Source organism: Mesorhizobium sp. BAC0120, assembly GCF_033542235.1.
Lineage (GTDB): Bacteria > Pseudomonadota > Alphaproteobacteria > Rhizobiales > Rhizobiaceae > JAWRCU01.
The window spans coordinates 580,322-605,804 of record NZ_JAWRCU010000003.1; the positions used below are offsets into that span (position 1 = coordinate 580,322).

At 63.6% G+C, this 25,483-nt stretch carries 20 protein-coding genes; 11 read left to right on the plus strand and 9 right to left on the minus strand.

Features of this window, described 5'->3' with window-relative positions:
* Positions 1 to 2: 2 nt before the first annotated feature.
* Genes pstA through phoB form a run of 4 tightly spaced genes read left to right on the plus strand, consistent with a single transcriptional unit; the run spans position 3 to position 3,113 of the window.
* The gene (gene pstA / locus SAZ10_RS09670) at positions 3 to 848 is read left to right on the plus strand and encodes a phosphate ABC transporter permease PstA (RefSeq protein WP_412535183.1); all 846 of its coding nucleotides are present in this window, start codon (positions 3 to 5) and stop codon (positions 846 to 848) included.
* Positions 845 to 1,654, plus strand: coding sequence for a phosphate ABC transporter ATP-binding protein PstB (gene pstB / locus SAZ10_RS09675; protein ID WP_318608989.1), 810 nt, complete (start codon positions 845 to 847; stop codon positions 1,652 to 1,654). Before pstA ends, pstB begins: the two co-directional genes overlap by 4 nt.
* 38 nt (positions 1,655 to 1,692) lie before the next feature.
* Positions 1,693 to 2,400, plus strand: a complete 708-nt coding sequence (gene phoU / locus SAZ10_RS09680; RefSeq protein ID WP_318608990.1) for a phosphate signaling complex protein PhoU — start codon at positions 1,693 to 1,695, stop codon at positions 2,398 to 2,400.
* A 23-nt stretch (positions 2,401 to 2,423) separates the two neighbouring features.
* Positions 2,424 to 3,113 (plus strand): phosphate regulon transcriptional regulator PhoB, encoded by a 690-nt coding sequence (gene phoB / locus SAZ10_RS09685; RefSeq protein ID WP_318608991.1) that lies wholly within the window; start codon positions 2,424 to 2,426, stop codon positions 3,111 to 3,113.
* Between the two features lie 155 nt (positions 3,114 to 3,268).
* Here phoB and SAZ10_RS09690 read toward each other — a convergent pair whose 3' ends face one another.
* The 4 genes from SAZ10_RS09690 to SAZ10_RS09705 all read right to left on the minus strand — a co-directional run bounded on the left by SAZ10_RS09690 (position 3,269) and on the right by SAZ10_RS09705 (position 13,591).
* A complete protein-coding gene (locus SAZ10_RS09690) occupies positions 3,269 to 9,052 on the minus strand; it encodes an autotransporter domain-containing protein (RefSeq protein WP_318608992.1) in 5,784 nt (1,927 codons plus the stop codon).
* Between the two features lie 262 nt (positions 9,053 to 9,314).
* Positions 9,315 to 10,937 carry a CRTAC1 family protein gene (locus SAZ10_RS09695; protein ID WP_318608993.1) on the minus strand — a complete coding sequence of 541 codons (1,623 nt, stop codon included), beginning with the start codon at positions 10,935 to 10,937 and terminating at the stop codon, positions 9,315 to 9,317.
* A 4-nt stretch (positions 10,938 to 10,941) separates the two neighbouring features.
* Positions 10,942 to 12,267 (minus strand): vanadium-dependent haloperoxidase, encoded by a 1,326-nt coding sequence (locus SAZ10_RS09700; protein ID WP_318608994.1) that lies wholly within the window; start codon positions 12,265 to 12,267, stop codon positions 10,942 to 10,944.
* Between the two features lie 82 nt (positions 12,268 to 12,349).
* Positions 12,350 to 13,591, minus strand: coding sequence for an ROK family protein (locus SAZ10_RS09705; protein ID WP_318608995.1), 1,242 nt, complete (start codon positions 13,589 to 13,591; stop codon positions 12,350 to 12,352).
* Positions 13,592 to 13,766: 175 nt separating this feature from the next.
* Here SAZ10_RS09705 and xylF point away from each other — a divergent pair, with 175 nt between their 5' ends.
* The 4 genes from xylF to SAZ10_RS09725 all read left to right on the plus strand — a co-directional run bounded on the left by xylF (position 13,767) and on the right by SAZ10_RS09725 (position 18,931).
* A complete protein-coding gene (xylF, locus tag SAZ10_RS09710; RefSeq protein WP_318608996.1) occupies positions 13,767 to 14,807 on the plus strand; it encodes a D-xylose ABC transporter substrate-binding protein in 1,041 nt (346 codons plus the stop codon).
* 154 nt (positions 14,808 to 14,961) lie between these two features.
* Positions 14,962 to 16,314: a sugar ABC transporter permease gene (locus SAZ10_RS09715; RefSeq protein WP_318608997.1), complete on the plus strand. Its 1,353-nt coding sequence runs from the start codon at positions 14,962 to 14,964 to the stop codon at positions 16,312 to 16,314.
* A gap of 14 nt (positions 16,315 to 16,328) precedes the next feature.
* Positions 16,329 to 17,117 (plus strand): ATP-binding cassette domain-containing protein, encoded by a 789-nt coding sequence (locus tag SAZ10_RS09720; RefSeq protein ID WP_318608998.1) that lies wholly within the window; start codon positions 16,329 to 16,331, stop codon positions 17,115 to 17,117.
* Between the two features lie 227 nt (positions 17,118 to 17,344).
* The gene (locus SAZ10_RS09725) at positions 17,345 to 18,931 is read left to right on the plus strand and encodes a CHASE domain-containing protein (RefSeq protein ID WP_318608999.1); all 1,587 of its coding nucleotides are present in this window, start codon (positions 17,345 to 17,347) and stop codon (positions 18,929 to 18,931) included.
* Between the two features lie 166 nt (positions 18,932 to 19,097).
* Here SAZ10_RS09725 and SAZ10_RS09730 read toward each other — a convergent pair whose 3' ends face one another.
* The 5 genes from SAZ10_RS09730 to acnA form a co-directional block, all read right to left on the minus strand.
* The gene (locus tag SAZ10_RS09730; RefSeq protein ID WP_318609000.1) at positions 19,098 to 19,352 is read right to left on the minus strand and encodes a glycine zipper domain-containing protein; all 255 of its coding nucleotides are present in this window, start codon (positions 19,350 to 19,352) and stop codon (positions 19,098 to 19,100) included.
* A 128-nt stretch (positions 19,353 to 19,480) separates the two neighbouring features.
* Positions 19,481 to 19,738 (minus strand): glycine zipper domain-containing protein, encoded by a 258-nt coding sequence (locus SAZ10_RS09735; protein WP_318609001.1) that lies wholly within the window; start codon positions 19,736 to 19,738, stop codon positions 19,481 to 19,483.
* Between the two features lie 56 nt (positions 19,739 to 19,794).
* Entirely contained in the window at positions 19,795 to 20,115 is a 321-nt protein-coding gene (locus SAZ10_RS09740) for a hypothetical protein (RefSeq protein WP_318609002.1), read from the minus strand.
* 71 nt (positions 20,116 to 20,186) lie between these two features.
* The gene (locus SAZ10_RS09745) at positions 20,187 to 20,474 is read right to left on the minus strand and encodes a hypothetical protein (protein ID WP_318609003.1); all 288 of its coding nucleotides are present in this window, start codon (positions 20,472 to 20,474) and stop codon (positions 20,187 to 20,189) included.
* A gap of 57 nt (positions 20,475 to 20,531) precedes the next feature.
* Complete coding sequence (acnA, locus tag SAZ10_RS09750) at positions 20,532 to 23,222, minus strand: aconitate hydratase AcnA (RefSeq protein ID WP_318609004.1); 2,691 nt, start codon at positions 23,220 to 23,222, stop codon at positions 20,532 to 20,534.
* Between the two features lie 274 nt (positions 23,223 to 23,496).
* Between acnA and ccmA the strand changes: the two genes are divergently transcribed.
* The 3 genes from ccmA to SAZ10_RS09765 all read left to right on the plus strand — a co-directional run bounded on the left by ccmA (position 23,497) and on the right by SAZ10_RS09765 (position 25,440).
* Positions 23,497 to 24,123 (plus strand): heme ABC exporter ATP-binding protein CcmA, encoded by a 627-nt coding sequence (gene ccmA, locus SAZ10_RS09755; protein ID WP_318609005.1) that lies wholly within the window; start codon positions 23,497 to 23,499, stop codon positions 24,121 to 24,123.
* A 219-nt stretch (positions 24,124 to 24,342) separates the two neighbouring features.
* Positions 24,343 to 25,008, plus strand: coding sequence for a heme exporter protein CcmB (gene ccmB / locus SAZ10_RS09760; RefSeq protein WP_318609006.1), 666 nt, complete (start codon positions 24,343 to 24,345; stop codon positions 25,006 to 25,008).
* Between the two features lie 12 nt (positions 25,009 to 25,020).
* Entirely contained in the window at positions 25,021 to 25,440 is a 420-nt protein-coding gene (locus SAZ10_RS09765; RefSeq protein WP_318609007.1) for an ACT domain-containing protein, read from the plus strand.
* Positions 25,441 to 25,483: the final 43 nt, after the last annotated feature.

The window sequence follows — 25,483 nt, forward strand, 5'->3', positions numbered from 1 at the left end:
CCATGTCCCCCGCCATCTACAACCGTCGCAAAGCCAAGAATGCAGTCATGATGACGCTGTGCACGCTAGCGGCGGGCATCGGGCTTGCCTGGCTGGCGCTGATCCTAGGCGCTCTGCTCTACAAGGGCTTCTCCGGGCTTTCGCTGGCAGTGTTCACGGAAATGACCCCGCCGCCCGGCGAGGCCGGCGGATTGCTCAACGCGATCGCCGGCAGCGTCGCGATGACGATCATCGCAGTGGTTGTAGGAACCCCGATCGGGATCCTGGCCGGCACCTTCATGGCCGAGTATGGACGTTTCTCGAAGCTGACGGTCGCGGTGCGCTTCATCAACGACATTCTCCTCTCGGCCCCCTCGATCGTTATCGGGCTGTTCATCTACGAGTTGCTTGTGAGGCCGATGGGTCACTTCTCGGCTATCGCCGGCGCTTGCGCACTTGCTTTGCTGGTCATTCCGGTGGTCGTGCGCACCACCGAAGACATGCTTCTGCTGGTGCCTAATGCACTGCGCGAGGCGGGCACGGCAATCGGGGCGCCGCGCTGGATCGTGATCCGCTCCGTCGCCTACCGGGCTGCTCTCTCGGGCATCATCACCGGAATACTTCTTGCGATTGCCCGAATCTCCGGCGAGACGGCGCCGCTACTCTTCACGGCCCTGAACAATCAGTTCTGGAGCGCCAATCTCAACGCTCCAATGGCCAGCCTGCCCGTTACAATCTTCCAGTTCGCGCTGAGCCCCTATGAAGAATGGCAGCAGCTGGCGTGGACCGGCGCACTGATCATCACGATTGCGGTGCTTACGTTGAGCATCACCGCCCGCAGTCTCACAGGACGCAGAGAGGAAAGATGAGCCAGATGTTGTCTCCCGATCAACTTACTCTTTCCCCCGAACAATCCGTCGCCGCCCCGAAGCTCGAGGTGCAAAACCTGGACTTCTTCTATGGCGGGACGAGAGCGCTGAAGAGCATTTCGCTGGCCCTGCCGGCGAAGAGCGTGACCGCGTTCATCGGACCGTCCGGCTGCGGGAAATCGACGCTTCTGCGTGTCTTCAATCGCATCTACGAGCTTTATCCCAATCAGCGTGCCGAAGGGAAAGTGGTCGTCGACGGCAAGAATATCCTCGACCGCTCCCAGGATCTCAATCTGCTGCGGGCAATGATCGGCATGGTTTTCCAGAAGCCGACGCCCTTCCCGATGTCGATCTACGAGAACATCTCATTCGGCGTCAGGCTCTATGAAAAGCTGTCCAAGTCCGAAATGGATGCGCGTGTCGAGCAGGCGCTTCAGCGCGCCGCGCTGTGGAACGAAGTGAAGGACAAGCTGCATGCAAGCGGCCTCAGCCTCTCGGGCGGCCAGCAGCAGCGGCTCTGCATCGCGAGGACGGTCGCGGTAAAGCCCGAAATCATCCTGTTCGACGAGCCCTGCTCGGCGCTGGACCCCATCTCGACCGCGAAGATCGAAGAGCTGATCGACGAGCTGCGCAGCGAATACACGATCGTCATCGTCACTCACAACATGCAGCAGGCAGCGCGTGTGTCGAGCAAGACCGCGTTCATGTATCTCGGCGAGCTGGTGGAGTTCGACCAGACCGAGAAAATATTCACTTCGCCTCGGGAAAAGCGGACGCAGGATTACATCACCGGCCGTTTCGGCTGAGCGATTCGACACCCCGCGGCACGATACGAGGACAGGTCATGGTTGAACATACGGTTGCCTCCTTCGACGAGGATCTCGCACAGATTGACCGGCTGATCCGCGATATGGGCGATCTTTCCGGGTCGATGGTGTCGTCCTCGACAACCGCGCTGCTCCAGTCCGACAGCGCACTGGCACAGCGCGTCATCTCCGACGATGCGATCATGGACGCCAAGCAGCGCGAGCTCGACGAGCGTGCGATCACGCTGATCGCCAGGCGCCAACCGATGGCGCAGGACCTGCGCTCGGTCGTCGGCGCGATCCGCATGGCGGCCGATCTCGAGCGGATCGGCGATCTTGCCAAGAACATCGCCAAGCGCGTCGGCGCGGTCGGCGAGACGGCGACGCCGAAGGCGCTCGCGCAGACGATCGAGAATATGTCCTCGCTGGTGCTGAGCCAGGTCTACGGCGTCGTCAGTGCCTATGTGGGTCGCGATGCGGAGGGACTGAGCACGCTCAGGGCGGACGACGAGAAGGTCGATATCAAATATACAGCCGTCTTCCGCGAGCTCCTCACCTATATGATGGAAGATCCGCGCAATATCAGCGCCTGCACCCATCTGCTCTTTTGCGCGAAGAACCTGGAGCGTATCGGCGATCACGTGACCAATATCGCCGAGAACGCTTATTACGTCATCACCGGCACGCAGCTTCCGCCCTACCGGCCGAAGTCTGACGAGATGTCCGTGGCTGCGCTTACCGAATAACGTATCACTTCGAGGCACACCGGATGATCGCACCCAAGATCATGGTCGTGGAGGACGAGGAGCCGCTCTGCGTCCTCCTCAAATACAACCTCGAGGCTGAAGGCTATCAGGTCGAGATCATCAGCCGCGGCGACGAGGCTGAAATCCGGCTGCAGGAGAATGTGCCCGATCTTCTCGTGCTAGACTGGATGCTGCCGGCCGTATCGGGGATCGAGCTTTGCCGGCGCCTGCGCATGCGTCCCGAGACCGAGCGGCTGCCGATCATCATGCTCACCGCGCGTGGCGAGGAGAGCGACCGGGTGCGCGGCCTCTCTACGGGTGCCGACGACTATCTGGTCAAGCCGTTCTCGACGCCGGAGTTCATCGCCCGCGTGCGGGCGCTCTTGCGGCGCGCCAAGCCGGAAGTGCTTTCCAGCGTGCTCAAGGTCGGCGACATCGTGCTCGACCGCGAGGCGCACCGCGTCTATCGCAAGAAGAGCGAGATCAAGCTCGGGCCGACCGAGTTCCGGCTGCTCGAATTCATGATGCAGCATCCGGGCCGGGTCTTCTCGCGCAGCCAGCTCCTCGACAATGTCTGGGGCGAGACAATCTATATCGACGAGCGCACGGTGGACGTGCATGTCGGCAGGCTGCGTAAGGCGGTGAATAACGGCCGCATGCCCGACGTCATCCGCACGATTCGCGGCGCCGGCTACGCGATACGCGAGAACTGACGGGGAGTGCTCCCCTGATCCTTGCCCCTGTCTTTAGCGCGTTCTGCTATTCGCTTGAGGCAGGCGCTGCCCCTCACCCTCACCCTCTCCCCGTGAAAAACGGGGAGAGGGTAAGGGTGAGGGGCAGCGCCAACTCAAAAACAGAACGCTCTGCTCTAGAACCTCACCTCCAAGCTCGCACGGAACCCGTTCTGCTGGGCCTTTGACGCGAGCTGGCCCTGGTAAGCCAGGCCGAGCGTTGCTTTGGAGGAGAGGTTGAGGTCGAGACCTGCCTGGAGGATGGCGGCGTCCTCGGCGATCGGAGTCCCGGCGATGGTGAAGGGGGCGGAGCCGCTGAAGGCAAGGCTGGCCTCGGGCGTCACATCGCCAAAGGCATGGCGCCAGCCGAGCATGCCGCGCGCAGTGGCCGTCACGGAGCCGAGGCTGAAGTCGGCGGAGGCGCGCAAACCGACTGTCGTGAATGTGTCATCGGTGTTCGAGGACCGGCTGGCGAGAGCCGCGGCACCGCCCGTTTCCGTAAAGCCATCGGTATGCAGACTGACATAGGCCAGGTTGGCAAAGGGCTCCAGCCCGATGCTGCCGGCCTTGATGTCATAGGCGAGCTCGCCGAATGCCTGTGCGGTGCCGGCGTCGTAGTCGGACGATAGCCTGTCGGCAAAGCCGGCGAAGGCGACCGAGCGGACGGTCGAGATGTCGTGCCAGCTATAGGCAACCCCTGCCCTGAAACCCAAGGCGCCGCCCATCACGCCTTCCCATTGCCCGCCACCATAGAGGCCGAAATGCCAATTGGTGCTGTCGCCGGAAGAGGCGCGTTCGTCGACCCCGAAGGTGGTGTGGCTGAAGCCTGTTACCACGCCCAGCCGGATGGTATCGGAGAGTGGGGCATCGATGCCGGTCAGAAAGCCACCGGTCGCCGACGATATCTCGGCCGCATTGCCGTCACCGTCCCGATCGCCCCAGGCACCGAAGGCGGTACCCCAGGCCGCCAGCCGGCCGGCGTCGGCAGGCGCCAGCGCTGCCGCGATGGCCGGGGTGGCGCCGCCCTCTGCGCCATAGGCCAGGACAGGCACGTTGGTGGCCGCCACGGTGCCGAAGGCCGAGCGGATACGGTCGTTGACGGCATCGCGCAGCAGTGCACTGTCCTCGATCAGCGTGCCCTTGACCGAGGCATGTACTTCTCCCGTCAGCTGATCGAAGGAATCGCGGATCATGGCATCGTCTTCGGCGAAGGTGACGATTGCCCCATAAAGCGGATTGGCGGGATCGAACGTATCGAGGCTGCCGGCCGCGGCCTTCTGGTTGCGAGTCAGCGCCTTGTCGGCAAAAGCGACATCGTTGCGGTTCAGCTTCAGGAAGACATTCCTGGCGTCGTAGAGCAGCGTCGGGTCCAGGAAGGCAAACTCGGAGACCACACTGTCGAACCTGCCCGACAGGCCGCCATCGGCTGTGAGAATCGCATAGGTCGAAGAGGGCCTGTAGCTGCCGACCGCACCGATATGTGCGACCGAGCCGCCATGGACGGTGGCTGTGCCGGTGACGTGTACCAGATCGGCTGCAGCGCCGGCGGGATCGACTTCCACCTCGAGACGTGAGCCGGCGGCCAAGGCTAGATCGCCTTTGATGGTGAGCGTGCCGATGGAATTGCCCGGTGCGATCGTGGCGCCGTTCTCGACCGTGACCACGGAGGCGGCGTTCGACCCCACGGTGCCATGGCCGCCAAGCATGGTACCCGACAACACATTCATCGAACCGCCGAGCACTGCAGTCTTATGCGCTTCATCCGAGCCGACGATCAGCGCACCGGCAGATATGGTCGTGGTGCCAATGAAACCGGAGCCATTGCCGTCATAGGCAAGAATGCCGGCGCCAGCCTTCGTCAGCGTGCCCGATCCGGAAATGTCATTGCCAAAAGCAGCATTTGCGGCCTGGTCCAGCACCAGTGCGGCATTATCGAGGATCGCTCCCGAGCCGAAGCTTGCTACGGAGCCCACAAGCGTGCCGCCGCTTACCGTCGTGCCGCCGCTATAAGTGTTGGCCCCTGTCAGCGTCAGCATGCCCGAACCGGACTTCACCAGCGAGCCTCCCTTGCCGCCTGCGAATCCGCCATCGGAGATCACTCCACTGACTTCGCTCGAACTGTTGTCGCCGCCGACTTCCAGCCTCTTGCTGCCCAGGAACAGGCCGCCGGCACCCTCGATCGATCCGACGCTTGTTCCCGCTACTGCCAAGCCTGAGATGTCGAATGTTCCTCCGGCATTGATCGCAAAATGGGCCGCACCGCCCGAGGCATTCCCGAATATCCTCGCTCTGCCGCCATTGCCGATGATGATCGTCGCGTTTCCGGCACTGCTGTCGCCGCTAAAATCGACCAGCGCGTTCTGCGCGGTGATCGTGGCATGGCCGGCCGTGCTGTGATCGTAAAATCCGGTCCCGTTTCCCGCACTCGGATCGACACCATTGTTATCGATCGTGGCGTGCCCGGCATCGCTGTCATCGACAAACAGGACGGCGGACGCCGGGCCATTGATGATGTGGATATCGGAGGCGCTGCTTGCGCCTGCGAAAACCACGGTACCCGCATCGTTGTTGGAGATGGTCGTGATTGCCGACGTGTCGGCGTTCGAAATCCGGAAAGTGCCGTCGTTGCGGACCGTCACCGATCCCACGATCGCTGCCTTGTGGGCGCCGTCCCCGAGTTGCAGGGTACCGTGCCCGACCGTCGTGCCGCCTGAGTAGTTGTTGTTGCCGGAAAGCGTCAGCGTACCGGCACCGATCTTCAGCAGGCCGCCGGAACCCGTCAGGGCCTGCGCCACGGTGAAGGTGTTGGATGCATCTGCGATATCGAAGCCGCCGCCCGGATTGCCCCAGATGACTGTGCGGTCAGTCTGGTGGAAGCCGTTGCCGGTGACCTGCAGCGTGCCGCCTTCAAACTGCAGCGCGTTCGCAAGCTGGCCGAGATTGCCGTCCGATGATACCGAAAGCTCCCCGCCGCTGAGCACGGTATTGCCGGAATAGAGGTTCTGCGCACTGAGCACCAGGGTTCCGGCGTCGGTCTTGTTGAACCCGTTGACGCCGTCGATCACGCTCTCGATCGTTGCGGTCGCGCCGCCACTGACGCGGATGACCGGCGCCGTGCCGCCCGTCCCGACGAGGCTGACAGTATCGCCCGTCAGCCGATAGCCGTCGGTCATGAACTGCATGCCGGTCGCGGAAACGGCGCCGTCGCCATCGTCGACGTAAACCGCACCTGCCTCTCCGCCGAAAATCGCAAAGCCCGGCTGCGGCGCCATCGGGCCGACGAATTGGCCGGTGGTATCGGCCCAGGTGTTGGAAAAGACGCTCCAGGTGCCGGTGCCGCCGCCCATATGGCCGGCGCTTGCCTGCCCGTTGGCATTCCATAGGTTGAGCGTCAGCGACTGCGTATTGATCAGGTTGATCTGTTTGTCGGCCGTGAGGATCTGCAGGGACATGCCTGCAGGCGGTGCGAAGCCGCCATTGTTGATGCTGAGCGAGCCGCCCCACTTGAACAGATTGTATATGCCCGGGCCCATGCTGCCCATGTCCGTGACGTTGAGCGTCGAATGGCCGATGGTCAGCCCGCCGGTGACCACGATCCGGTCGCTCTGGCCGGGCGTGCTGAAATTCGGGCCCGGAGCGCCGAATTCGAAATCCAGGCTGCTGCCGTCGCCGATCGTCAGGTCGCCATTGACCGTCAGGGTGCCGAGCGATGCGCCCGGCGCCAATGTGCCGCCCGAAACCGTCGTCGTCCCCACCGACCCGTGCCCGCCGAGCGTCGCACCGCTCTCGACCGTCACGCCGCCGGTGAGCGTGGCGCCGGGATGGGTATCGTCCCCGACGATCAACGTGCCGGCCGACACCGTCGTGGTGCCGCTGTAGCTATTGGCGCCGTTCAGCACCAGCGTGCCCGTCCCCGTCTTGGCGATGTGCCCGGAGCCCGAAACCAGCCCGTCCACGGTGAGCTGGGTCAAGGGGTCGACCTGGAAGGTGCTGTCACCGTTTACGATTCTAATCTCACGCTGAGCATTCAAACTGACATTGGCCGTCGTTTCCAGCGTGCCGTCCACGAGCCTCACGAGCCCAGCCGCGGCCCCCAGGTTTCCATCGCTGGAGATCGCAAGCGTGCCGCCGACAATCCTGGTTCCGCCGGAATAGTTGTTCGCGGCGTTGCCGAGCACCACCTTGCCCTCGTCACCGGTGAGGTTGTTTATCGCCAATTCCCCGGTGCCAGTGACCAGCCCATTCACCGTGAATGTCTGGCCCGTCGCGGCAGCTATGCCGCCCGGGCCGGTCAATTGAATTGTCCGATTGCTGGCGCCCGTTCCGGTCATTTCCAGCACGGGAATGGTGCCGCTCGGAGCAAAGGTCAGCGCGCCGGCAGAATCCCCGAGGGAAGCGTCGGAGGAAATGCTGAGCACCCCGGTAGCGATCGTCCAAGGCGTAAGAGCGCTTGTCTGGTTGGTCAGGGTCCATTTGCCGGAACCATTCTTCTCGAGGGCTGTGAAGCCCTGATATTGGCTTCCGAGCTGCGACGCATCGAAGGTTGCAGAAAGAGACGAACCAGTGAGCGCCAATGTGCTGGTGCCGCTTGCGACCACGTTGCCGGTGATGCCGTAGCCAGGCTGCAGCTCCAGGCGGTTGGTGCCCCCGGTGAATGTGATGGCGTTGGCGCGCCCGCCGCCACCACCCAGGCCGCCGCTGATCTGGCCTGCGTTCTGGATGATCAGGTTGTCGCCGATGATGCCGGCACCGCCAGTGCCGGCGCCGCTGTTCTGGCCGCCGGTGATCACGGCGGCATTATTGATGGTGAGGTGGGTACCCACGATACCAGCGCCCGCGGCGCTGACGCCGCCGCTTCGGCCGCCGACGATCGTGCCGCCATTGGTCACGAGGCCCCCGCTCCAGGCGATCACACCAGCTCCGCCTGGCCCCGGAGCTGCCGCCCCGAGACCACTGTCCGTGGACAATATGGCGCCATCGGTGGCGCCGCCTGCTATTGTGCCGAAATTCGTCAGCGTTCCAGTGCTGACCAGATTTACGCCGGCTCCACCCCCGCCGCTGGTTGCGGCATTGCCTCCATTCGGAAGCTCGGGCGTTCCCGGATTGCCGCCCTTTCCGCCGAGGATCTGCCCGCCCGCCAGATTGTCGATGGTAGCGCCCGAACCGATGACGAGAACACCGTCACCGCCGCCGCCGCCATTGCCGGCAAAGCCTGCGCTTCCGCCATTGCCGCCAGCGCCGCCTATGACCTGACCGCCATTCTTGATGCTCACAGTCGTGGCGTCCACGATGATGCCGGAGCCGCCGCCGCCGCCACCGCCTGCGTCTGCGGCAGGATCACCGGAATTGCCGCCGTTGCCGCCCTTGCCGCCCTTGATCACCGTGCCGACGCCAACGGAGGGTGTGGAAGCCGCATCGTTTATATAGACGCCGGCACCACCACCCCCGCCGCCGCCGCCCATGCGGGCGGTGGGTATGTTTCCATCGCCGTCTTCGCCGTCACCTCCGGTCACCGAAGCATTGACGCCCGCGGACCCGGTTGCCCCCACCGCGCCGCCAGCACCTCCGGCGGCAGTACTGCCGCCGGAATCGCCGCCAGTCGCGCCATCTCCGCCATTGCCGTTGCTGGACGGATTTCCCGGCGTTTCTGTGATTTCGACAGGACCGACATCGCCGGCGTTGCCGCCATTGCCATTCCCTGCACCGCCCGCAGTGTTCCGGGTCGGCCTTGCCCCAACACCTGAGGGCGCACTGCAAGCGGGAATGTTGCTGGGCGAGCAGTCAGCAGCGAAAGCAGCAGAAGTGATGCCACAGAGGCCAAGGGCGAGCAGGCTCACGCCGGCGCGAAGCACCGGACGCTTCGATTGCAGGCTCGAAAACACGCCAGTTTGAGAACCGGAGTCGCGAGCCCCTGTGCGCATGGCGGCGCCCTCCCTTAGACCCCGCAGCAACGCTCCGACCGCTGAAGCCACAAAGGCCGATTTGCTTCGCGAAAGTGATTTTCGCGAAAAATACTTAATTTGATTTGCCAGTGCTGCCAAGTCTGAGGCGGCGGACAAAATTGCTGTGCTTAAGGCCAGCTTTCCAACACTGGAGGTGATGTGCGGTTAGATGGCTTCGGGAGCCTCGGACAATGTTCTCCGGAGGACGGTACGCCCGCCGATTAAATTGTCTTCCGATGCGCTACTTCGGCGTCCACGCCTGCGCCGGCTTGCCTTGCCTGAGCACATAGAAGCTGGCGCCTTCGACGGATTGCCAGCCGCTCGTCGTTCCGTCCGGCCAGATCACGCGAATTTCGGCCTTGCCGGCGTCGCCCAGCCCGAAGTGGCGCCAGCCGAGCTCACCGCTCGCATGGCCGCCACCCACGCTTATCTCGCGGCGCATCACCTTGCTGTCACCGCACCTCACCTCGATCCATGCGCCGATCGCGTCGCGGTTCGCCCCCGCCTGCTCGAGCCTGACCTCGATCCAGCCTCCAGCATCGGCGCTGACGTTGCGCCACAACTGCGCCGGCGAATTGCGATTGACGACCACCAGGTCGGGCAGTCCGTCCAGGTTGAAATCGGCGAGCGCGGCGCCGCGGGAAACCGCCATGCTGGCAACGCCCGCCTTGTCGCCAACCTCCTCGAATTTGCCGTCCGGCAACTGGACCAGCAGGTCGTTGGGATCCTTCGCCGCGAAATCCGGCATCTCGGCAACATTTCCCTTGGCAATGAAGAGGTCGACCAGGCCGTCATTGTTGACGTCCTGGAATTCGGCATGCCAGGCGGTGCTCGGATGCCAATCGCCGCCGACATAGGGGCGGTGAGCGGTGACACCCTTTGCATAGGCGACATCGGCATAAGACGGCTCCAGGCGCGTGCCTCGGGAGGTGCTCGCCAGCGTCTGCAGCTTGTTGTCCGCCATGCTGGTCAGGAAATATTCCGGGTAGCCGTCCGAATCGAGATCGTAGCTGGCGATCCCCATTCCCCAGATGCGCAGGAACTTCCAGCCGTCGGCCGCGGTGTAGAGCGTCGGCTCCTTGCCAAGCTCCAGGCGCCAGAGCTGTTCCTGGCCGCCCTTGTAATATTCGCGGTCATTGGAGACGCGCAGGCTGGGCAGGCCGGACCTGTTCCAGTCCGTGAACAGCATCGAGAGTGGACAGAAGCTTGGCTTGAGCGCGACCGGCGGAGCGAATTTGCGCTGCGGCCTGCCGTCGGCCGTCAGCGGACGATGCAGCCAATTGTCCGTGCAGGTGCCCCATGGGGCCAAGTCCTCGTTGCGATTGAAATAATTGCCGATCGCTATCGTCGGCCAGTCGGCGCCGCGCTCCCATGTGGCGGCAAGCGCGGTCGACCAGGCGTCGCCTCCGTCGAAGCCCCAGAGCTCGTTGGCGCGTTCGAAGCGGCAGCCGCCGAGCCCGCGCATCACGACATTCTCGCCGACACGCAAGAGCACCAGATCCGTATTGCCGTCGCCGTCGACATCCAGCGGGTAGGCGCCGGTCACCTTGTCCAGTTCGAGCCCGCTCTTCTGGGCAACGAACTTGAGCGCACCACCGCGCGTGCTGACGTTCCTGTAGAATTTGGCCGGCGCCTCGCCGCCGGCAAGCAGCATGTCGGGATAGCCGTCGCCGCTGCAGTCGAAGGTCGCGACTCCTCCGCCGACGATGTATTGCCAGTCGCCGGCATAGACGCTGTCGAGGCCCGAGGTCGCGGTTTCCTCCAGAAAGGACGGGACAGCGACGGCATTGTTTGCAGCGTGCGAAGGCACCGCGCCGGTAGCACCGAAGGCGAGGAGTATTCGACATAGAGAGGAGGCTCGCATCGGCCTACTTCCTTGTCTGCAAGGCGTTGACATAAGCGCCCACGCACTTGCCTTGCTCGAGGCCACGCTCGATCGCAGTGCGGAAATGGATGCCGCCATAGAGCCGGGAGATGCCGGCCTCCTCTGCCGCTGCCCAGAAACTGGGATAGGAGCGCGGGATCAGCCCGTCTGCCTCGTGGGTATGGTCCTCGAACGCGTAGCTGTCGCCGAAGAGCTTTGCGAGCACCACGGCCGCAGCACCCGATTGCGTGCTGTGGCCGGAGGGATATTCGGGAAATGGCGGCGTGATCAGCAGCGCCTCCCATTTCTTGTCGATGAGGCGCTTGATGTAGGTGACCGGCCGCACGAGGTCGTATTCATACTTGGCGTTCCAGCAGCCGATGAAGGCATCCGCCATCGCCACGCCAACGCGCGCCAGCGTATCGACGCTTCTGTCGAGCCCGGCCTGTTCACGCTCGAGCACCTCGAGCGCGATCGAGATCCAATGACCGGGCGGCGTGGGCGACAGCATCGGGTCGTCCGACCAGAAGCGCGCGATGGCGCGCTGCTCCGGCGTCAAGCTGTTGACGGTCTGATAGACCTCCATCGCTTCCTTGTAGAAAGCTGAATCCGGGACTTCGCTGTAGGCGAGCGGCGGCGGCAGCGAACAGGCGGCGCCGTCGGGCATCGCGAAGGTGCGGTTACTGCCCCACTTGGGCAGGAGCGGGAGCTGTTGTTGCGCAATCGTGCTGGTCGGCACCCAGTGGCCGGGACCTGGATTGAGCTGGTACTCCAGCGGGAAGCCCATGTTCTCGATGTCCGCGCCGCCATCACCTTGCGACCAGGCCAGGATATGCGCGGCAACCGCCCTGCCATAGGCCTCGCTGCGGGCGGCGACATCGTCGGGGATGCCCGTCGAGACCTTGGCGCTGGTCCTCTTCGCCATCGCGGTGAGCGCCCGCTGTCCGGTCGGACCGGTATGGGTGAAGAAATTCTGTGCTGCGACGGTCAGCGCGGCATTGACCACCACGGCCTCATCATAGGCGTGGCCAGGCTCGCGCTGCGGACCGGGGGTCAATCCGTTAAGCTGGCCAGCGAGCGATCGGAGCTTGCCCGAGCCGGAGGCGGCCGCCTCGAACGCAGTCACGCCGAGATAAGCAAAGGCTCGGGCGGCAACGGGCGGCGAATAGGTCGGCGTGTGCCGTACCAATTCCAGCACCAGCCCGTACCAGGCGTGAAGAACCTGTTCCGGCTCTGGCCTTGCCGATTGTCCAATCTCTGCTCCCCAAGGGCCGCACCACGCCCATGCGGCCAGCAGCGCCAGCGCTACGATTCTCCCAAGCCCATGCATCCGCTCCCCCTTCGTCCCCGCTAGTCGTCTGGCCTGCCTTGAATTGGCAGCGCATGCTGGCCGAATAGCTGGGAATGCACCCTCACCCGGCGTTCTTTCGCGCGCCGAGATTCACCATGCCGGCCGCGAAGACATGCTCATCGAGAAAGGTGAGCGCGCGGATGGCGCAGCCTTCCCTGATCAGCGGGATCTCGTTCGGCTCGGTGGCGAATGATATCGCCTTCGAATGCTGGCCGCCCGCCGTCTTGGCGATCGCCTCCCGGATTGGCCCCTCCAACAGGTCGAAGGCAAGCGATCCGTGGCCGACCATGGCGACCGGCGCCGGGTCGAGCAGCGCAAACAGGCTGCCGAGACTGAAGCCCAGCGCTTCCCCCGCCTTGCGGAACGCCTCGCGCTCGGGGCCGGGGCTGCGGCGTGCCTTGTCCGCGAGCGCGGCGATGTCGCCGTCGCCGACATCGGCCACCGGAGGCGTATCCTCGGCCAAGCCTTCGGCGTTGCGCAGGATGGCGTAATTGCCGGCATATGCCTCGACGCAACCGCGCCGGCCGCAGCGGCAGAGAGCACCGTCCGGACGGTGAATCATGTGGCCGAATTCGCCCCCGGAGGATTGCGTGCCGGTGAAGACTTCGCCTCGTAGCACCATGCCCATGCCGATGCCGTGCGAGAGCAGGATGGCGATGAAATCGTTGCGGTAGCGTTCGGGATCGTGCGAGCGCAGCGCCAGCGCTATCATGTTGCAGTCGTTCTCGACCGTTGCAGGTATCCCGGTCGCCTGTTCGAGCAGGTCGGCGAAGCAGATGTCGCTCTCCGGCGTGATCGGCGACCACATCAAGGTCCGGCTTTCGGAATCGGTGATGCCCTGGATCGCCAGAATGATGCGCATCACCGGCCCGGCTTTTGCCGAATGTTTCTCGATCAGCCGGACGACAGTCCCCACTGTCTGGCCGATCAGCTCGTCGCGCGGCATGCTGAGCGTCGGCAGTCTGAGCGATTCCTCTGCAACCGAGCAGCCCGCATAATCCACGACAGTCGCAATCAGCGAGTTGAGCGAAAGGACGACGACGCAGACTGAGGCTGCACTGGGATTGAGCGAGATTGCCACTTGCGGCCGGCCACGCTTCATTGCACCGCCCTCCCCGCCCTTCACCTCGGCAAGGACACCCTCACCGATCAGGTCCGAAGAGATGGCGGAGATCGTCGAATGGCTGAGCGCCGTGGTCGCTGCGATCTCGGTGCGCGACGCCTGGCCGGCGTGGCGGACCGCCAATATCACCATGGCGCGGTTGCGACGCCTGAGATCGTCGTGACGGATCCCTACCGTCATCGCATTCTTCCTCCCTCGCGTGGTCGACAGCCCGTTGTCATATCCGGGCCTTCGACGCTCCGCCAAACCATATTGACACGGGGCGGGGCGTGAGTCATTCTTTTTTTCGAGGCTCGAAAAAAGTCTCGTTACCGATGCAGGGAAAGCGCGCGAACCGCGCGCGAGGGAGGAAATCATGAAGCAGTTTGCTGCCGCCATGCTGGCGGGGGTCGCGCTGTCGTTGTCGCTGGCAACAGTCGCCGATGCGAAAGACAAGGTGATCGGTGTGTCCTGGTCGAACTTCCAGGAAGAGCGCTGGAAGACCGACGAAGCTGCGATCAAGGCCGCAGTCGAGGCTGCCGGCAACAAATACATCTCGGCAGACGCACAATCGTCCGCCTCCAAGCAGCTGACAGACGTCGAGAGCCTGATCAGCCAGGGTGCCAATGCCCTGATCATTCTCTCACAGGATGCTTCGGCAATCGGCCCGGCGGTCGAAAAGGCGCTCGCCGAAGGCATCCCGGTCCTCGGCTATGACCGCCTGATCGAGAACAAGGAGGTCTTCTACCTGACCTTCGACAACAAGGAGGTCGGCCGCTTGCAGGCCCGCGAGGTGTTCAAGGTGAAGCCGGAAGGCAATTATGCCTTCATCAAGGGCTCCTCCGCAGACCCGAATGCGGACTTCCTGTTCTCCGGCCAGATGGAAGTGCTGAAGGAGGCGATCGATTCCGGCAAGATCAAGAATGTCGGCGAGGCCTATACCGACGGCTGGCTGCCCGCGAACGCGCAGAAGAACATGGAGCAGATTTTGACCGCCAACGACAACAAGGTCGACGCGGTTGTTGCCTCGAATGACGGCACTGCTGGCGGCGCGATCGCCGCGCTCGACGCGCAGGGCCTTGCGGGCTCGGTTCCGGTCTCAGGCCAGGACGGCGATAAGGCGGCGCTCAACCGTGTCGCCCTCGGGACACAGACGGTCTCGGTTTGGAAGGATGCGCGCGAGCTCGGCAAGAAGGCCGGCGAGATTGCGTCCGACTTGGCGGACGGCAAGAAGTTCACCGACATCCCGAATGTCGTCGAATTCAAGACGCCGGGTGGCAACGTCACCAAGTCAGTGTTCCTGACGCCCATCGCGATCACCAAGGACAATCTCAACGTCGTGGTCGATGCGGGCTGGATCAAGAAGGAAGAGGTTTGCGCTGGCGTGCCGGCCGGCAAGGTCGCCGTCTGCAACTGATACGGCCTGAGCCCTCGAACTGATGGACGCCGCGGCTCGCAAGACGCCGCGGCGTTTGTCAAGGCGGTTTCCGTCGCTTCAAACCATCGTGGAAAGAAGCTAGCATAAGAGGCCTGGCAGCCGCGGAAGATGGCTACTGGCGGGGAGGAACATCATGACGGATACGACCTCGACTGCGCCTGTCGACCGCGCCAGAGCATCGGAGGTCGGCCCCGTCGGTCGTTTCCTGCAGGCAACCGAGCTCGATACCCGCATGCTCGGCATGATCGGCGCGCTGATCATCATCTGGGCCGGGTTGCAGATCGTGTCGAGCTGGCGCCTTGGAGTGAGCCCGCTCGCTTTCGACAGTCGCACGTTCCTTAGTTTTCGCAACCTCTGGAATCTGTCCGTGCAGACCTCGTCGGTGGCAATCATGGCAACCGGCATGGTGCTCGTCATCGTCACGCGCAATATCGACCTGTCGGTCGGCTCGGTGCAAGGTTTCATCGGCATGATCGTCGGCGTCACGCAGGCCGAATTGCTCCCTCAGCTCCTTGGTTTCAGGCTCGGCGAGCCCTCGATATGGATAATCGCGCTGATCGTCGGGCTCGTGCTCGGGCTGCTGATCGGCGCGCTGCAGGGTTTCCTGATCGCCTATCTCTCGATCCCCGCCTTCATCGTCACGCTGGGTGGCCTGCTCGTCTGGCGCGGGGCCGCCTGGCTGGTGACGAACGGACGCACCGTCGCGCCGATGGACGCCACTTTCAAGCTGATGGGCGGCGGCCCCGAAGGGGCCATCGGAGCGAACTGGAGCTGGTGGGTCGGCGTCGTCGCCTGCGTCGCGGTGGTGCTGGCCCTTTTGAACGGCCGGCGCCAGCGCAAACGCTTCAAGTTTCCGCTGCGGCCGGTCTGGGCCGAGGCCTTCCTCGCAGCCGTTGCCTGCGGCGCGATCCTGGGAGCAGTCTGGATCGCGAATTCCTACCCCTGGCCGGCCGGCATCGTGAACAGATATGCCGAGGCCCATGGCATCACAGTGCCCGAAGGTGGGCTCTTCATCGCGCACGGTATCGCCATCCCCGTGCTGATGGCAGCGGCAGCGGGCGTGATCATGACCTTCATCACCAGGCGCACGCGCTTCGGCCGCTATGTATTCGCGATTGGCGGCAACCCGGAAGCGGCAGAGCTCGCCGGCATCAACACGCGCTGGACCATCATGAAAATATTCATGGTGATGGGCTTGCTGGCAGCGATCGCCGCCTGCATCGGCATCTCGCGCCTCAACGCCGCCACCAACGCCCTCGGCACGCTGGACGAGCTGCTCGTGATCGCCGCTGCCGTCATCGGCGGCACGTCGCTGGCGGGTGGCGCCGGAACCGTCGCCGGCGCCATGCTCGGTGCGCTGCTCATGCAGTCGCTGCAGTCCGGCATGGTGCTGCTCGGCATGGATACGCCGCTGCAGAACATCGTCGTCGGCTTCGTGCTGGTCGTCGCCGTATGGCTCGACACGATGTATCGCAAGCGCATCTGACGGGAGGAACGAGGATGCAACATGCCCGCACGCCGCTCGTCGCAATGAACAACATCTCGATCGCCTTCGGCGGTATCCGCGCCGTCGACGACGCATCGGTCGACCTTCATCCGGGCGAAGTCGTCGCACTGCTCGGCCATAACGGAGCCGGCAAGTCGACGCTGATCAAAATCTTGTCCGGCGCCTACAAACGCGATTCGGGCGCGATCTACGTCAATGGCGAGGAAGCATCGATCGCCAACCCGCGGGATGCCAAGAAATACGGCATCGAGACGATCTATCAGACGCTGGCCCTGGCCGACAATGTCGACGCTGCCGCCAACCTCTTCCTCGGCCGCGAGTTGCGGACGCCCTGGGGCACGCTCGACGACGTCGCGATGGAGGCGGAGGCTCGCAAGGTGATGGGCCGCCTCAACCCACGCTTCCAGCGCTTCAAGGACCCGGTGGTCAAGCTTTCCGGCGGACAGCGGCAATCCGTCGCCATCGCCCGGGCCATCCTGTTCAATGCCCGCATCCTGATCATGGACGAACCGACCGCAGCCTTGGGACCGCAGGAGACGGCGCAGGTCGGCGAGCTGATCAGACAGCTCAAATCCGAAGGCATCGGCATATTCCTGATCAGCCACGATATCCACGATGTGTTCGACCTCGCCGACCGCGTCTGCGTAATGAAAAACGGCCAGGTCGTCGGCACGGCCTGGACCAAGGATGTCACCAAGGACGAGGTGCTCGGCATGATCATCCTCGGCAAATGCCCGCCCGGTGCAATTCCCGGCCCGGGAGCAATGGCCGCCGCGGCGTGAGGCGCGAGCATGTTCCGCAAAAAGCCTCTGACGCTTTTGCGGGGAGAACCTGCGGCAAGAAGGAATCCAAAGCTACTTGGCGATCTGACGCTGGTCTAATATGATCAGTACACGGGGCGGCAGCTTTCGATTGCATTGCAGCCGGCTGCCGGTCACAAATGCTCTGAAAACTGATCGGGTGTAACGAGATTCCAAAGCGACTGTTCTCAGCCGCGGTGTTTCTCGTCGTGGCGTGTGCGAGCCTCGTCACGGCTTGGCTCGCCTATGTCGGCGTTCAGGACGCCACGCGGCTCAAATTCGAGGCGTCGGCCGACGACGCGCTCAACCGCATCGAGAGCACGGTGGACCTCAACCTCTCGCTGCTCACCTCCACGCGCGCCTTCCTGCGCCTGCGTGGGGCCGATATGTCGCGCGTCCAGTTCAAGCAATTTTTCGATGCACTGAATGTTGATCAGAATTTCAAGGGGCTGCGCGGCATCGGCTATCTGCGCATGATCCGCACCGGCAACGAGGAGGATGCCCAACGTGACATCGTGAAGGCGCAGGGGATGGAGCGACGGGTCTTCCCGGCAACGGATCAGGACTGGCGCGCGCCGATCATACTTTTCGAGCCGCTCGACCCGGAGAACGCCGCCGGCATAGGCTACGATATGTTCAGCGAGCCCATCCGCCGCGCCGCTATAGAGAGCGCGCTCAGGACGGGGCAGCCTGTCGCGAGCGGGCGCCTGCTACTCGGACAAGCCACTGGCGACGAAAGAACCTATCCTGGCTTCATCGTCTTTGCGCCGCTTGCCGACGCCCCGGTGCACCGCGAGGGTGCAGAGCCGCCGCCGGAGCCCATCGGCCTGCTTTTCGTTGCCTTCCGCGTCGAGGATCTCTTCAACGCAGCGCTCGGTAGGGCGCCCCTTCTGCCGGTCAATGTGGAGATCTATGACGGCGCGATCGACCCGGAGAAGCTTCTTTTCCGCTCGGAGGGCAAGCCGGACGAAGTTCTAGGCAATGTCATTACCGTCACGCGGCAGGCCAAGGTGGCCGGGCGGACCTGGTACCTCCAGTTTCGGCCGACATCGGCATTCACAGCGCCCACCTCCTCGGCCACGCCAATCCTGATCGGCATTGGCGGACTGCTGCTCGCGGCCGCGGTTGCCCTGGTGGTCAGGTTGCAGAACCAGGCTGCCGAAACCGAGGCGGCGCTGAGAATGACCTCCGAAAAAGCCCTGCTCGAGCGCGAGCTGATTCTCCAAGAGATGAAGCATCGCATCAAGAACTCCATTGCGAGGGTGCTGGCGATTGCCCGGCAGACCGGCACAAGCTCGAAATCGATCGAGGAGTTCACGGCTTCGTTCAGCGCGCGGCTCCAGGCGATGGCCGCCTCGCAGGACATGCTGACGCGATCGCAATGGCAGAAGGCCGACCTCGGCAGCTTGCTTCGCACGGAGCTGGAGCAGGTGTTTGGGCAGAACATCGACAGGGTGCGGCTGTCCGGGCCGCCGGTCGAGCTCAACGAGCATACGACCCAGGCGCTAGGGCTCACCTTTCACGAGCTGGCGACCAACGCGCTGAAATACGGCGAGGCCGGAAGCGAGAATGGCGCGCTTAGCGTCGAATGGGCGATCACACGCGCCAACGGTAAGCCCAATCTGGTGCTCAAATGGATGGAAAGCGGTCAGTCCGCTGTTCCCGAGCCGTCACGAACAGGCTTCGGCACCCGGCTGATCGACATGAACATCACGCGCGAACTCCAGGGCACGATCGCCCGCGAATTCGGCGGAAACGGTCTCATGATAGATATCGAGCTCCCGCTTCAGGAATGAAGCAGGAACGCGGAGCGGTCCAGCACCGCTGTGCTAGGCCCAGGGCACCAAACGGTCCTGGGCCAGGCGTTGCATGTCTCGAAAGCTTCCGGACATGATCATTCTGCAAGACAGCTAGAGCAGCCCGGCGATCCACGTGACGCGCACCCGCTCTAGGAATTTGCGCCTACCGGCAACGTGCCTCGTAAACACGGCCGTACTGGTCGCGATAACGGCAGTAGCCCGGCCTGTCGGCCGCCCTGCCAATGAGATAGCCGGCAGTCGTGCCGATCAGACCGCCCGCCAATGCACCGCTCGTGCGTCCGGTCGCCAAGCCCCCGATCGCTGCGCCGCCGAGGCCACCGACCACGGCGCCCTGCTCGGCAGTGGTGCAGCCCGCGAGGGCCCCCACCATGGTCAGTGTTAAAAGCAATTTCCTCATATGTGCGCTCCTTCTTGATCGCCCGTCCGTACACGCGACATGCCCGGCCGGCTTCTGGCTTGAAAAATCGCTGCCGTGGTTGAATGACCACGGCAGATAGACGGCCGCCTGTTCAGGCAAGAATTGCTTCAGGAACAGCGTGCTTCGTAGATGCGACCGTATTGATCCCTGTAACGGCAGTAGCCTTGCTTATCCATCGAGTTGCCGATCAAGGTGCCGGCAACGGCGCCGACCGCCCCGCCGACAATGGCGTTTCTCACATCATTGCCGCCAGCGAGCGTTCCGAGCGCGGCGCCACCGGCTCCGCCGATCACGGCGCCCCTCTCGGCATTCGTACAGCCCGCTAGGCCAGCTACCGCGGCAAGCATCACAATCAATTTCCTCATTCTACCCTCCAAAAATAGCATTACTAATTTCTGCGCCAGGAGCGCATCTGTTCGAACTAGTTGCTGTCCGGCACCTCCGCTGTGCGTTGGGAATTTGACACAACCATGACGGGAGCACGCACCGATGCGACCAACGTCCCGTCGCCGTGGACCTCCCAAACAAGGTCAGCGTCTTCCTCCTCGAGTGCCGGATCGACTGGAACGCATTGCGCGTAAAGGCGGTCGACCTGCCCTGTAAATGCACCGAGGGAATAAGGAAGCTCACTGTCGCAGTCCTCTTTCGCTTCGTAGATAGCCGTTGGCGCAGGAAGTTCGTGGCATTGGATGAGGTCGTCAGAACAGCCTATGATCAGAAGCACCGCAGCAATGTGTTCCATGGCGAAATTGCCTTTCGCCGCAAGAAACGACGAACTGCACGCACAGGTTCCACAACGTACTGCGGCAAAGCTCAGAGAAGGCCGGTCGCAAACAACCCGATCACGCCTAAGGAGACGAGGCCGAGGCTGAGTTTGACGGCAATGGTCTTGCCGAACGGCGCGGCTTCGGCACTGGGCTCCGTGCCGAAATTCGCCATTGTGAGTCGGGCGGCGGCCTCGATCCGATTCATCTCAGCGATCATTGCGGGCGGCCTCCAGTGTTTCCGGCATGCGGCGGGACGGCGTTCCGCAACCCCGCCGGGAATCGGCAGGACCATGAAGATATATGGTAAACGAGGAGTTAACACTTCTGCTTGCATCCTCCTCCCCTGCGGCCGCGTGGGAGAGGAGGATGTCAGCAGCTCCGCGATACGGCCTCAGGCGGCCAGATCGCGCAGGACATATTGCAGGATGCCGCCATTCCTGAAGTAGTCGAGCTCGTCGACCGTATCGATGCGGCAGACGATCGGCACGTTCTTCACGGACCCGTCGCCGTAGGTGACGCGGGCCGTCATGCGCTGGCGCGGGCGGATCTGCTGCAGACCGTCGATCTCCACCAGCTCGTCGCCCTTCAATCCGAGCGAACTCCACGACGTGCCTTCCTCGAAGATGAAGGGGATGACGCCCATGCCGACCAGGTTCGAACGGTGGATACGCTCGAAGGACTCCGCGATCACCGCGCGGACGCCGAGGAGGTTGGTGCCCTTGGCGGCCCAGTCGCGCGAGGAGCCGTTGCCGTACTCGACGCCGGCGAAGATCACCAGCGGCACGCCTTCCTCTCTGTAGCGCATCGCCGCGTCGTAGATCGGCATCTCCTCCTTGGACGGATAGTGGATCGTGTAGCCGCCCTCGCGACCATTCTCGCCGAGCATGTGGTTGCGGATGCGGATGTTGGCGAAGGTGCCGCGCATCATGACTTCATGATTGCCGCGTCGCGTGCCGTACTGGTTGAAGTCGGCGACGCCGACGCCGTGGTCGATGAGGTACTGGCCGGCGGGCGACGCCGCCTTGATCGAGCCGGCAGGCGAAATGTGGTCGGTGGTGATCTTGTCGCCGAAGAGGCCAAGTACGCGGGCCCCCTTGATGTCGCCGACCTCGCCCGGCTTGGCATGCATGCCGGAGAAATAAGGCGGATTCTGCACATAGGTCGACTGGTCGTCCCAGGCGTAGGTCTCGCCCTCCGGGACCTTGACGTCGCGCCAGAAATCGTCGCCCTTGAAGACGTCGGCATATTTGCGCGCGAACAGCTCGCGCGTCACATTCCTGGCGATGAATTCCTCGATCTCGCTGCTGCTCGGCCAGATGTCTTTGAGGAACACCGGCTTGCCGTCACTGCCCTCCCCGATCGGCTCGGTGGTAAGGTCCTTTGTGACGCTACCGGCCAGCGCATAGGCAACCACCAGCGGTGGCGAGGCGAGATAGTTCGCCTGCACGTCCGGCGAAACGCGGCCTTCGAAATTGCGATTGCCCGACAGAACCGCGGCCGCAATCAGCCCCTTGTCGTTGATCGTCTTCGAGATCGGCCCCGGCAGCGGCCCCGAATTTCCGATGCAGGTGGTGCAGCCGAAGCCGACGAGGTTGAAGCCGATCTGATCGAGTTCTTTCTGCAGGCCGGACTTGTCGAGATACTCGGCCACGACCTGGCTTCCGGGCGCAAGCGAAGTCTTCACCCAGGGTTTCTGCTTCAGCCCCAGCCGGTTGGCGTTGCGCGCCAGCAGGCCGGCGCCGATCAACACGCTCGGGTTGGAAGTGTTGGTGCAGGAGGTGATCGCTGCGATCACGACGTCGCCATGACCGAGATCATAGTCTTCCCCCTCGACCTTGTAACGCTTGGTCGCCTCCAGCGCCTTCTTGTACTCGGTCTCCATAGCCTTGGCGAAGCCCGAGGCAATCGATTCGAGCGGCTGCCGCCCTTCGGGGCGCTTCGGCCCGGCCATGGACGGCACCACCTCGCCGAGGTCGAGCTCGAGCAGATCCGTAAAGACCGGGTCGGCCGAATCCGCATCACGCCACATGCCTTGGGCCTTGGTGTAAGCCTCGACCAGAGCGATGCGGCTCTCCGCTCGCCCCGACATGGTGAGGTAGCGCACCGTCTCCGAGTCGACCGGGAAGAAGCCGCAGGTCGCGCCATATTCCGGCGCCATGTTGCCGATCGTCGCGCGGTCGGCGAGCGTCATATTGCCAAGTCCCGGCCCGAAGAATTCGACGAATTTGCCGACCACGCCCTTCTTGCGCAGCATCTGCGTGACCGTGAGCACGAGGTCGGTCGCGGTCACCCCTTCCCTGAGCTTGCCGGTCAGGCGGAAGCCGATCACCTCGGGAAGCAGCATCGACACGGGTTGGCCAAGCATTGCGGCCTCGGCCTCGATGCCGCCCACGCCCCAGCCGAGCACGCCGAGCCCATTGACCATGGTGGTGTGCGAATCGGTGCCGACACAGGTGTCCGGATAGGCGGTGGTCTCGCCGTCCTCGGTGTTGGTCCAGACGGTCTGTGCGAGATATTCGAGGTTGACCTGGTGGCAGATGCCGGTTCCGGGCGGCACGACGCGGAAGTTGCGGAAAGCCTGCTGGCCCCATTTCAGGAAGCGGTAGCGCTCACCGTTGCGCTCATATTCGAGCTCGACATTGCGGGCGAAAGCCATTGGCGAGCCGAATTCGTCGACGATGACCGAATGGTCGATGACGAGGTCGACGGGCACCAGCGGGTTGATCTTCTGAGGATCGCCGCCGAGCGAGGCCATGGCGTCTCTCATCGCGGCGAGGTCGACCACGGCCGGAACGCCAGTGAAATCCTGCATGAGGACGCGTGCCGGACGATAGGCGATTTCGACACCGGCCGTGCCCTTGTCGGTCAGCCAGTCTGCGACCGCCTTGATCGATTCCTTGGTGACCGAGCGCCCATCCTCGTTGCGGAGCAGATTCTCCAGCAGCACTTTCATCGAGAAGGGAAGCTGGGCAATGCCGGTGAGCCCGTTCTTCTCGGCTTCCACCAGGCTGAAATAAGAGTATTCGGCGCCGCCGACGGTGAGTGTCCGTTTGCAGTTGAAGCTGTCGAGTGATTTTGACACGTGGCGGTCCCTAAATGTTCGGTTGCCGAAGGGAAACGAACGCCAGTGCAGACGCGCAAAGGTGCGGGTGCGGTCATTTCCGCTTTCCGTTCCCTGCGCTGCGCCGGTGGGTCCGGCACCGCGTTGGTTTCGGCGCAAATTGGTTGCCATGCCGACCGCTGGCATGGTTGTCCCGCTCATAGAGAATTTCGTAGAAGGATTCCAGATCGATGAGAGGCAAAATTGCCGCTTTGCGAAAAGGCACTGTGCGGCGGCGCGCCGCCTGGGAGTGGGGATGCGGCTGATCGCCCAGAACTTAAGCGGCGGACGCGCCGGAGAGATGCTGTTCTCAGGCATAGATTTCGATCTGGCCCCAGGTGATTCGCTGATTGTTACGGGTCCGAACGGATCGGGAAAATCAACGCTGCTGAGGACCATTGCCGGGCTGCTGCCGCAGGAAGACGGAACGCTGCGGCTCGAGGCGGGCGGCGAAGAATGGCCGACGGTCGCCTCGGCTTGCCATTATCTCGGCCATCTCAATGCCATGAAGACCGCGCTGACGGTCGAGGAGAATCTGCGCTTCTGGGCGGCCTTCCTTGGTAACAATCGCATGATCATGGCCGATGCCCTCGAGCGTGTCGGGCTCAGCGGGCTCGGCCACTTGCCTTTCGGGTATCTCTCGACAGGCCAGAAGCGACGCGCGGCGCTCGCCCGGCTGCTGCTTGCCTCGCGTCCGATCTGGCTGCTCGACGAGCCCACTGCCGGGCTGGATTCGGCGTCGGAAGAGACATTCGCGGCGTTGGCCACGGAGCATCTCGGCACCGGCGGCATTCTGATCGCGGCAACGCATCAGCCGCTCGGGGTGGAGGGGCAGGCGTTGAGGTTGGGTTCTGTCGCGGCAGGGAGAGTCTCGGATGCGTGAGCCCCTTCGCGCCCCCCTCTGTCCTGCCGGACATCTCCCCCACAAGGGGGGAGATTGGCTGTCATTGATGGTTTCGCCAATCTCCAACGCTGGCGATTGGCGAAATCCAGGCGGCCGTCCAATCTCCCCCCTTGTGGGGGAGATGTCCGGCAGGACAGAGGGGGGCAACGTAGGGCCCACACTCCCGAACAGTAGCCTCCCTCTTCGCGGGGCAACCCCATGACCGCCCTATTCCTGCGCGAGTTGCGCCTTGGCATCCGGGCCGGCGGCGGGGCGCTGACGGGCGTGTTGTTCTTTCTCGCCGTAATCGCCACCATTCCTTTCGCGATCGGGCCGGACCTGAACCTGCTCGCCCGCATCGGGCCGGCAGTGTTGTGGATCGGCGCGCTGCTGGCCAGCCTGCTTGGCCTCGACCGGCTCTTCCAGGCCGACCGCGAGGACGGCGCGCTCGATCTCATGATTCTCGCGGCCGACCGCCACATGCTGGCGCTCACGGTTTTCGTGAAATGCATTGCGCACTGGACGGCCAATGTGCTGCCGCTGGTAATCGCAACCCCTCTGCTCGGTCTTTTCATGAACATCGAGCCCGCAGGGCTCGGCGCGTCGACGCTCACGCTGCTGTTCGGCACGCCTGCCATCACCTTCATCGGGGCGGTCGGCGCCGCTGTGTCCGTCGCGCTGCCGCGCGGCGGGTTGATGGTATCGGTGCTGATTCTGCCCTTGACGATTCCCGTGCTTATCTTCGGAGTGCTCGCGAGCTATGCCGCCGTCGCCGATCCGGACCCGTTCCTACCGCCGTTCCTGATCCTGTGCGCATTGTCGGCCGGCTTTGCCGTTATCGGACCGGTGGCGGCGGCGCTTGCGCTGCGGTGGTCAGCCGATTGACGGGGAGGGCCGATGGCCGGTGAATTTAATCTCGAGAAATTACTGGCGGGCATGACGCCGCGCCTCGAAGAAGGTGTCTACGTCTTTGCCAGCCTGCCGGCCGCAACGGCCGTCCCGTCCGGTGTCTATCCTCTGATGACCTTCATCGAGGCTGAGGGAACAACGCTGGTTCTAGAGGAAGGCGAAGCGGACCGCGCCGGCGTCAAGACGACATTCCGCTCACGCATGATCACGCTCGACGTCCACTCGTCGCTTGAAGCGGTGGGCTTCCTTTCCGTGATCACCACTCGGCTTGCCGCGGCTCGCATTGCCGTCAATCCCGTATCCGCCTTTTATCACGATCACCTGTTCGTGCCTGCCGAGCGGGCCGAGGAGGCCGTCGAGATCCTCGAACAGCTTGTTGTCGGGAAAGCGCGGCACAAGGGCGGCTGAGCCGAATCGATCCGGCCGCCCCGAATTTGCCGCACCAACGTGA

Coding starts and splice junctions, on each gene's coding strand:
- xylF (WP_318608996.1), top strand. CDS start 13,767: ATGAAGCAGTTTGCTGCCGCCATGCTGGCGGGGGTCGCGCTGTCGTTG.
- SAZ10_RS09700 (WP_318608994.1), bottom strand. CDS start 12,267: ATGCATGGGCTTGGGAGAATCGTAGCGCTGGCGCTGCTGGCCGCATGG.
- SAZ10_RS09745 (WP_318609003.1), bottom strand. CDS start 20,474: ATGCAAGCAGAAGTGTTAACTCCTCGTTTACCATATATCTTCATGGTC.
- phoB (WP_318608991.1), top strand. CDS start 2,424: ATGATCGCACCCAAGATCATGGTCGTGGAGGACGAGGAGCCGCTCTGC.
- SAZ10_RS09735 (WP_318609001.1), bottom strand. CDS start 19,738: ATGAGGAAATTGATTGTGATGCTTGCCGCGGTAGCTGGCCTAGCGGGC.
- SAZ10_RS09690 (WP_318608992.1), bottom strand. CDS start 9,052: ATGCGCACAGGGGCTCGCGACTCCGGTTCTCAAACTGGCGTGTTTTCG.
- SAZ10_RS09740 (WP_318609002.1), bottom strand. CDS start 20,115: ATGGAACACATTGCTGCGGTGCTTCTGATCATAGGCTGTTCTGACGAC.
- phoU (WP_318608990.1), top strand. CDS start 1,693: ATGGTTGAACATACGGTTGCCTCCTTCGACGAGGATCTCGCACAGATT.
- pstA (WP_412535183.1), top strand. CDS start 3: ATGTCCCCCGCCATCTACAACCGTCGCAAAGCCAAGAATGCAGTCATG.
- SAZ10_RS09715 (WP_318608997.1), top strand. CDS start 14,962: ATGACGGATACGACCTCGACTGCGCCTGTCGACCGCGCCAGAGCATCG.
- SAZ10_RS09695 (WP_318608993.1), bottom strand. CDS start 10,937: ATGCGAGCCTCCTCTCTATGTCGAATACTCCTCGCCTTCGGTGCTACC.
- ccmA (WP_318609005.1), top strand. CDS start 23,497: ATGCGGCTGATCGCCCAGAACTTAAGCGGCGGACGCGCCGGAGAGATG.
- SAZ10_RS09765 (WP_318609007.1), top strand. CDS start 25,021: ATGGCCGGTGAATTTAATCTCGAGAAATTACTGGCGGGCATGACGCCG.
- SAZ10_RS09705 (WP_318608995.1), bottom strand. CDS start 13,591: ATGACGGTAGGGATCCGTCACGACGATCTCAGGCGTCGCAACCGCGCC.
- SAZ10_RS09720 (WP_318608998.1), top strand. CDS start 16,329: ATGCAACATGCCCGCACGCCGCTCGTCGCAATGAACAACATCTCGATC.
- ccmB (WP_318609006.1), top strand. CDS start 24,343: ATGACCGCCCTATTCCTGCGCGAGTTGCGCCTTGGCATCCGGGCCGGC.
- pstB (WP_318608989.1), top strand. CDS start 845: ATGAGCCAGATGTTGTCTCCCGATCAACTTACTCTTTCCCCCGAACAA.
- SAZ10_RS09730 (WP_318609000.1), bottom strand. CDS start 19,352: ATGAGGAAATTGCTTTTAACACTGACCATGGTGGGGGCCCTCGCGGGC.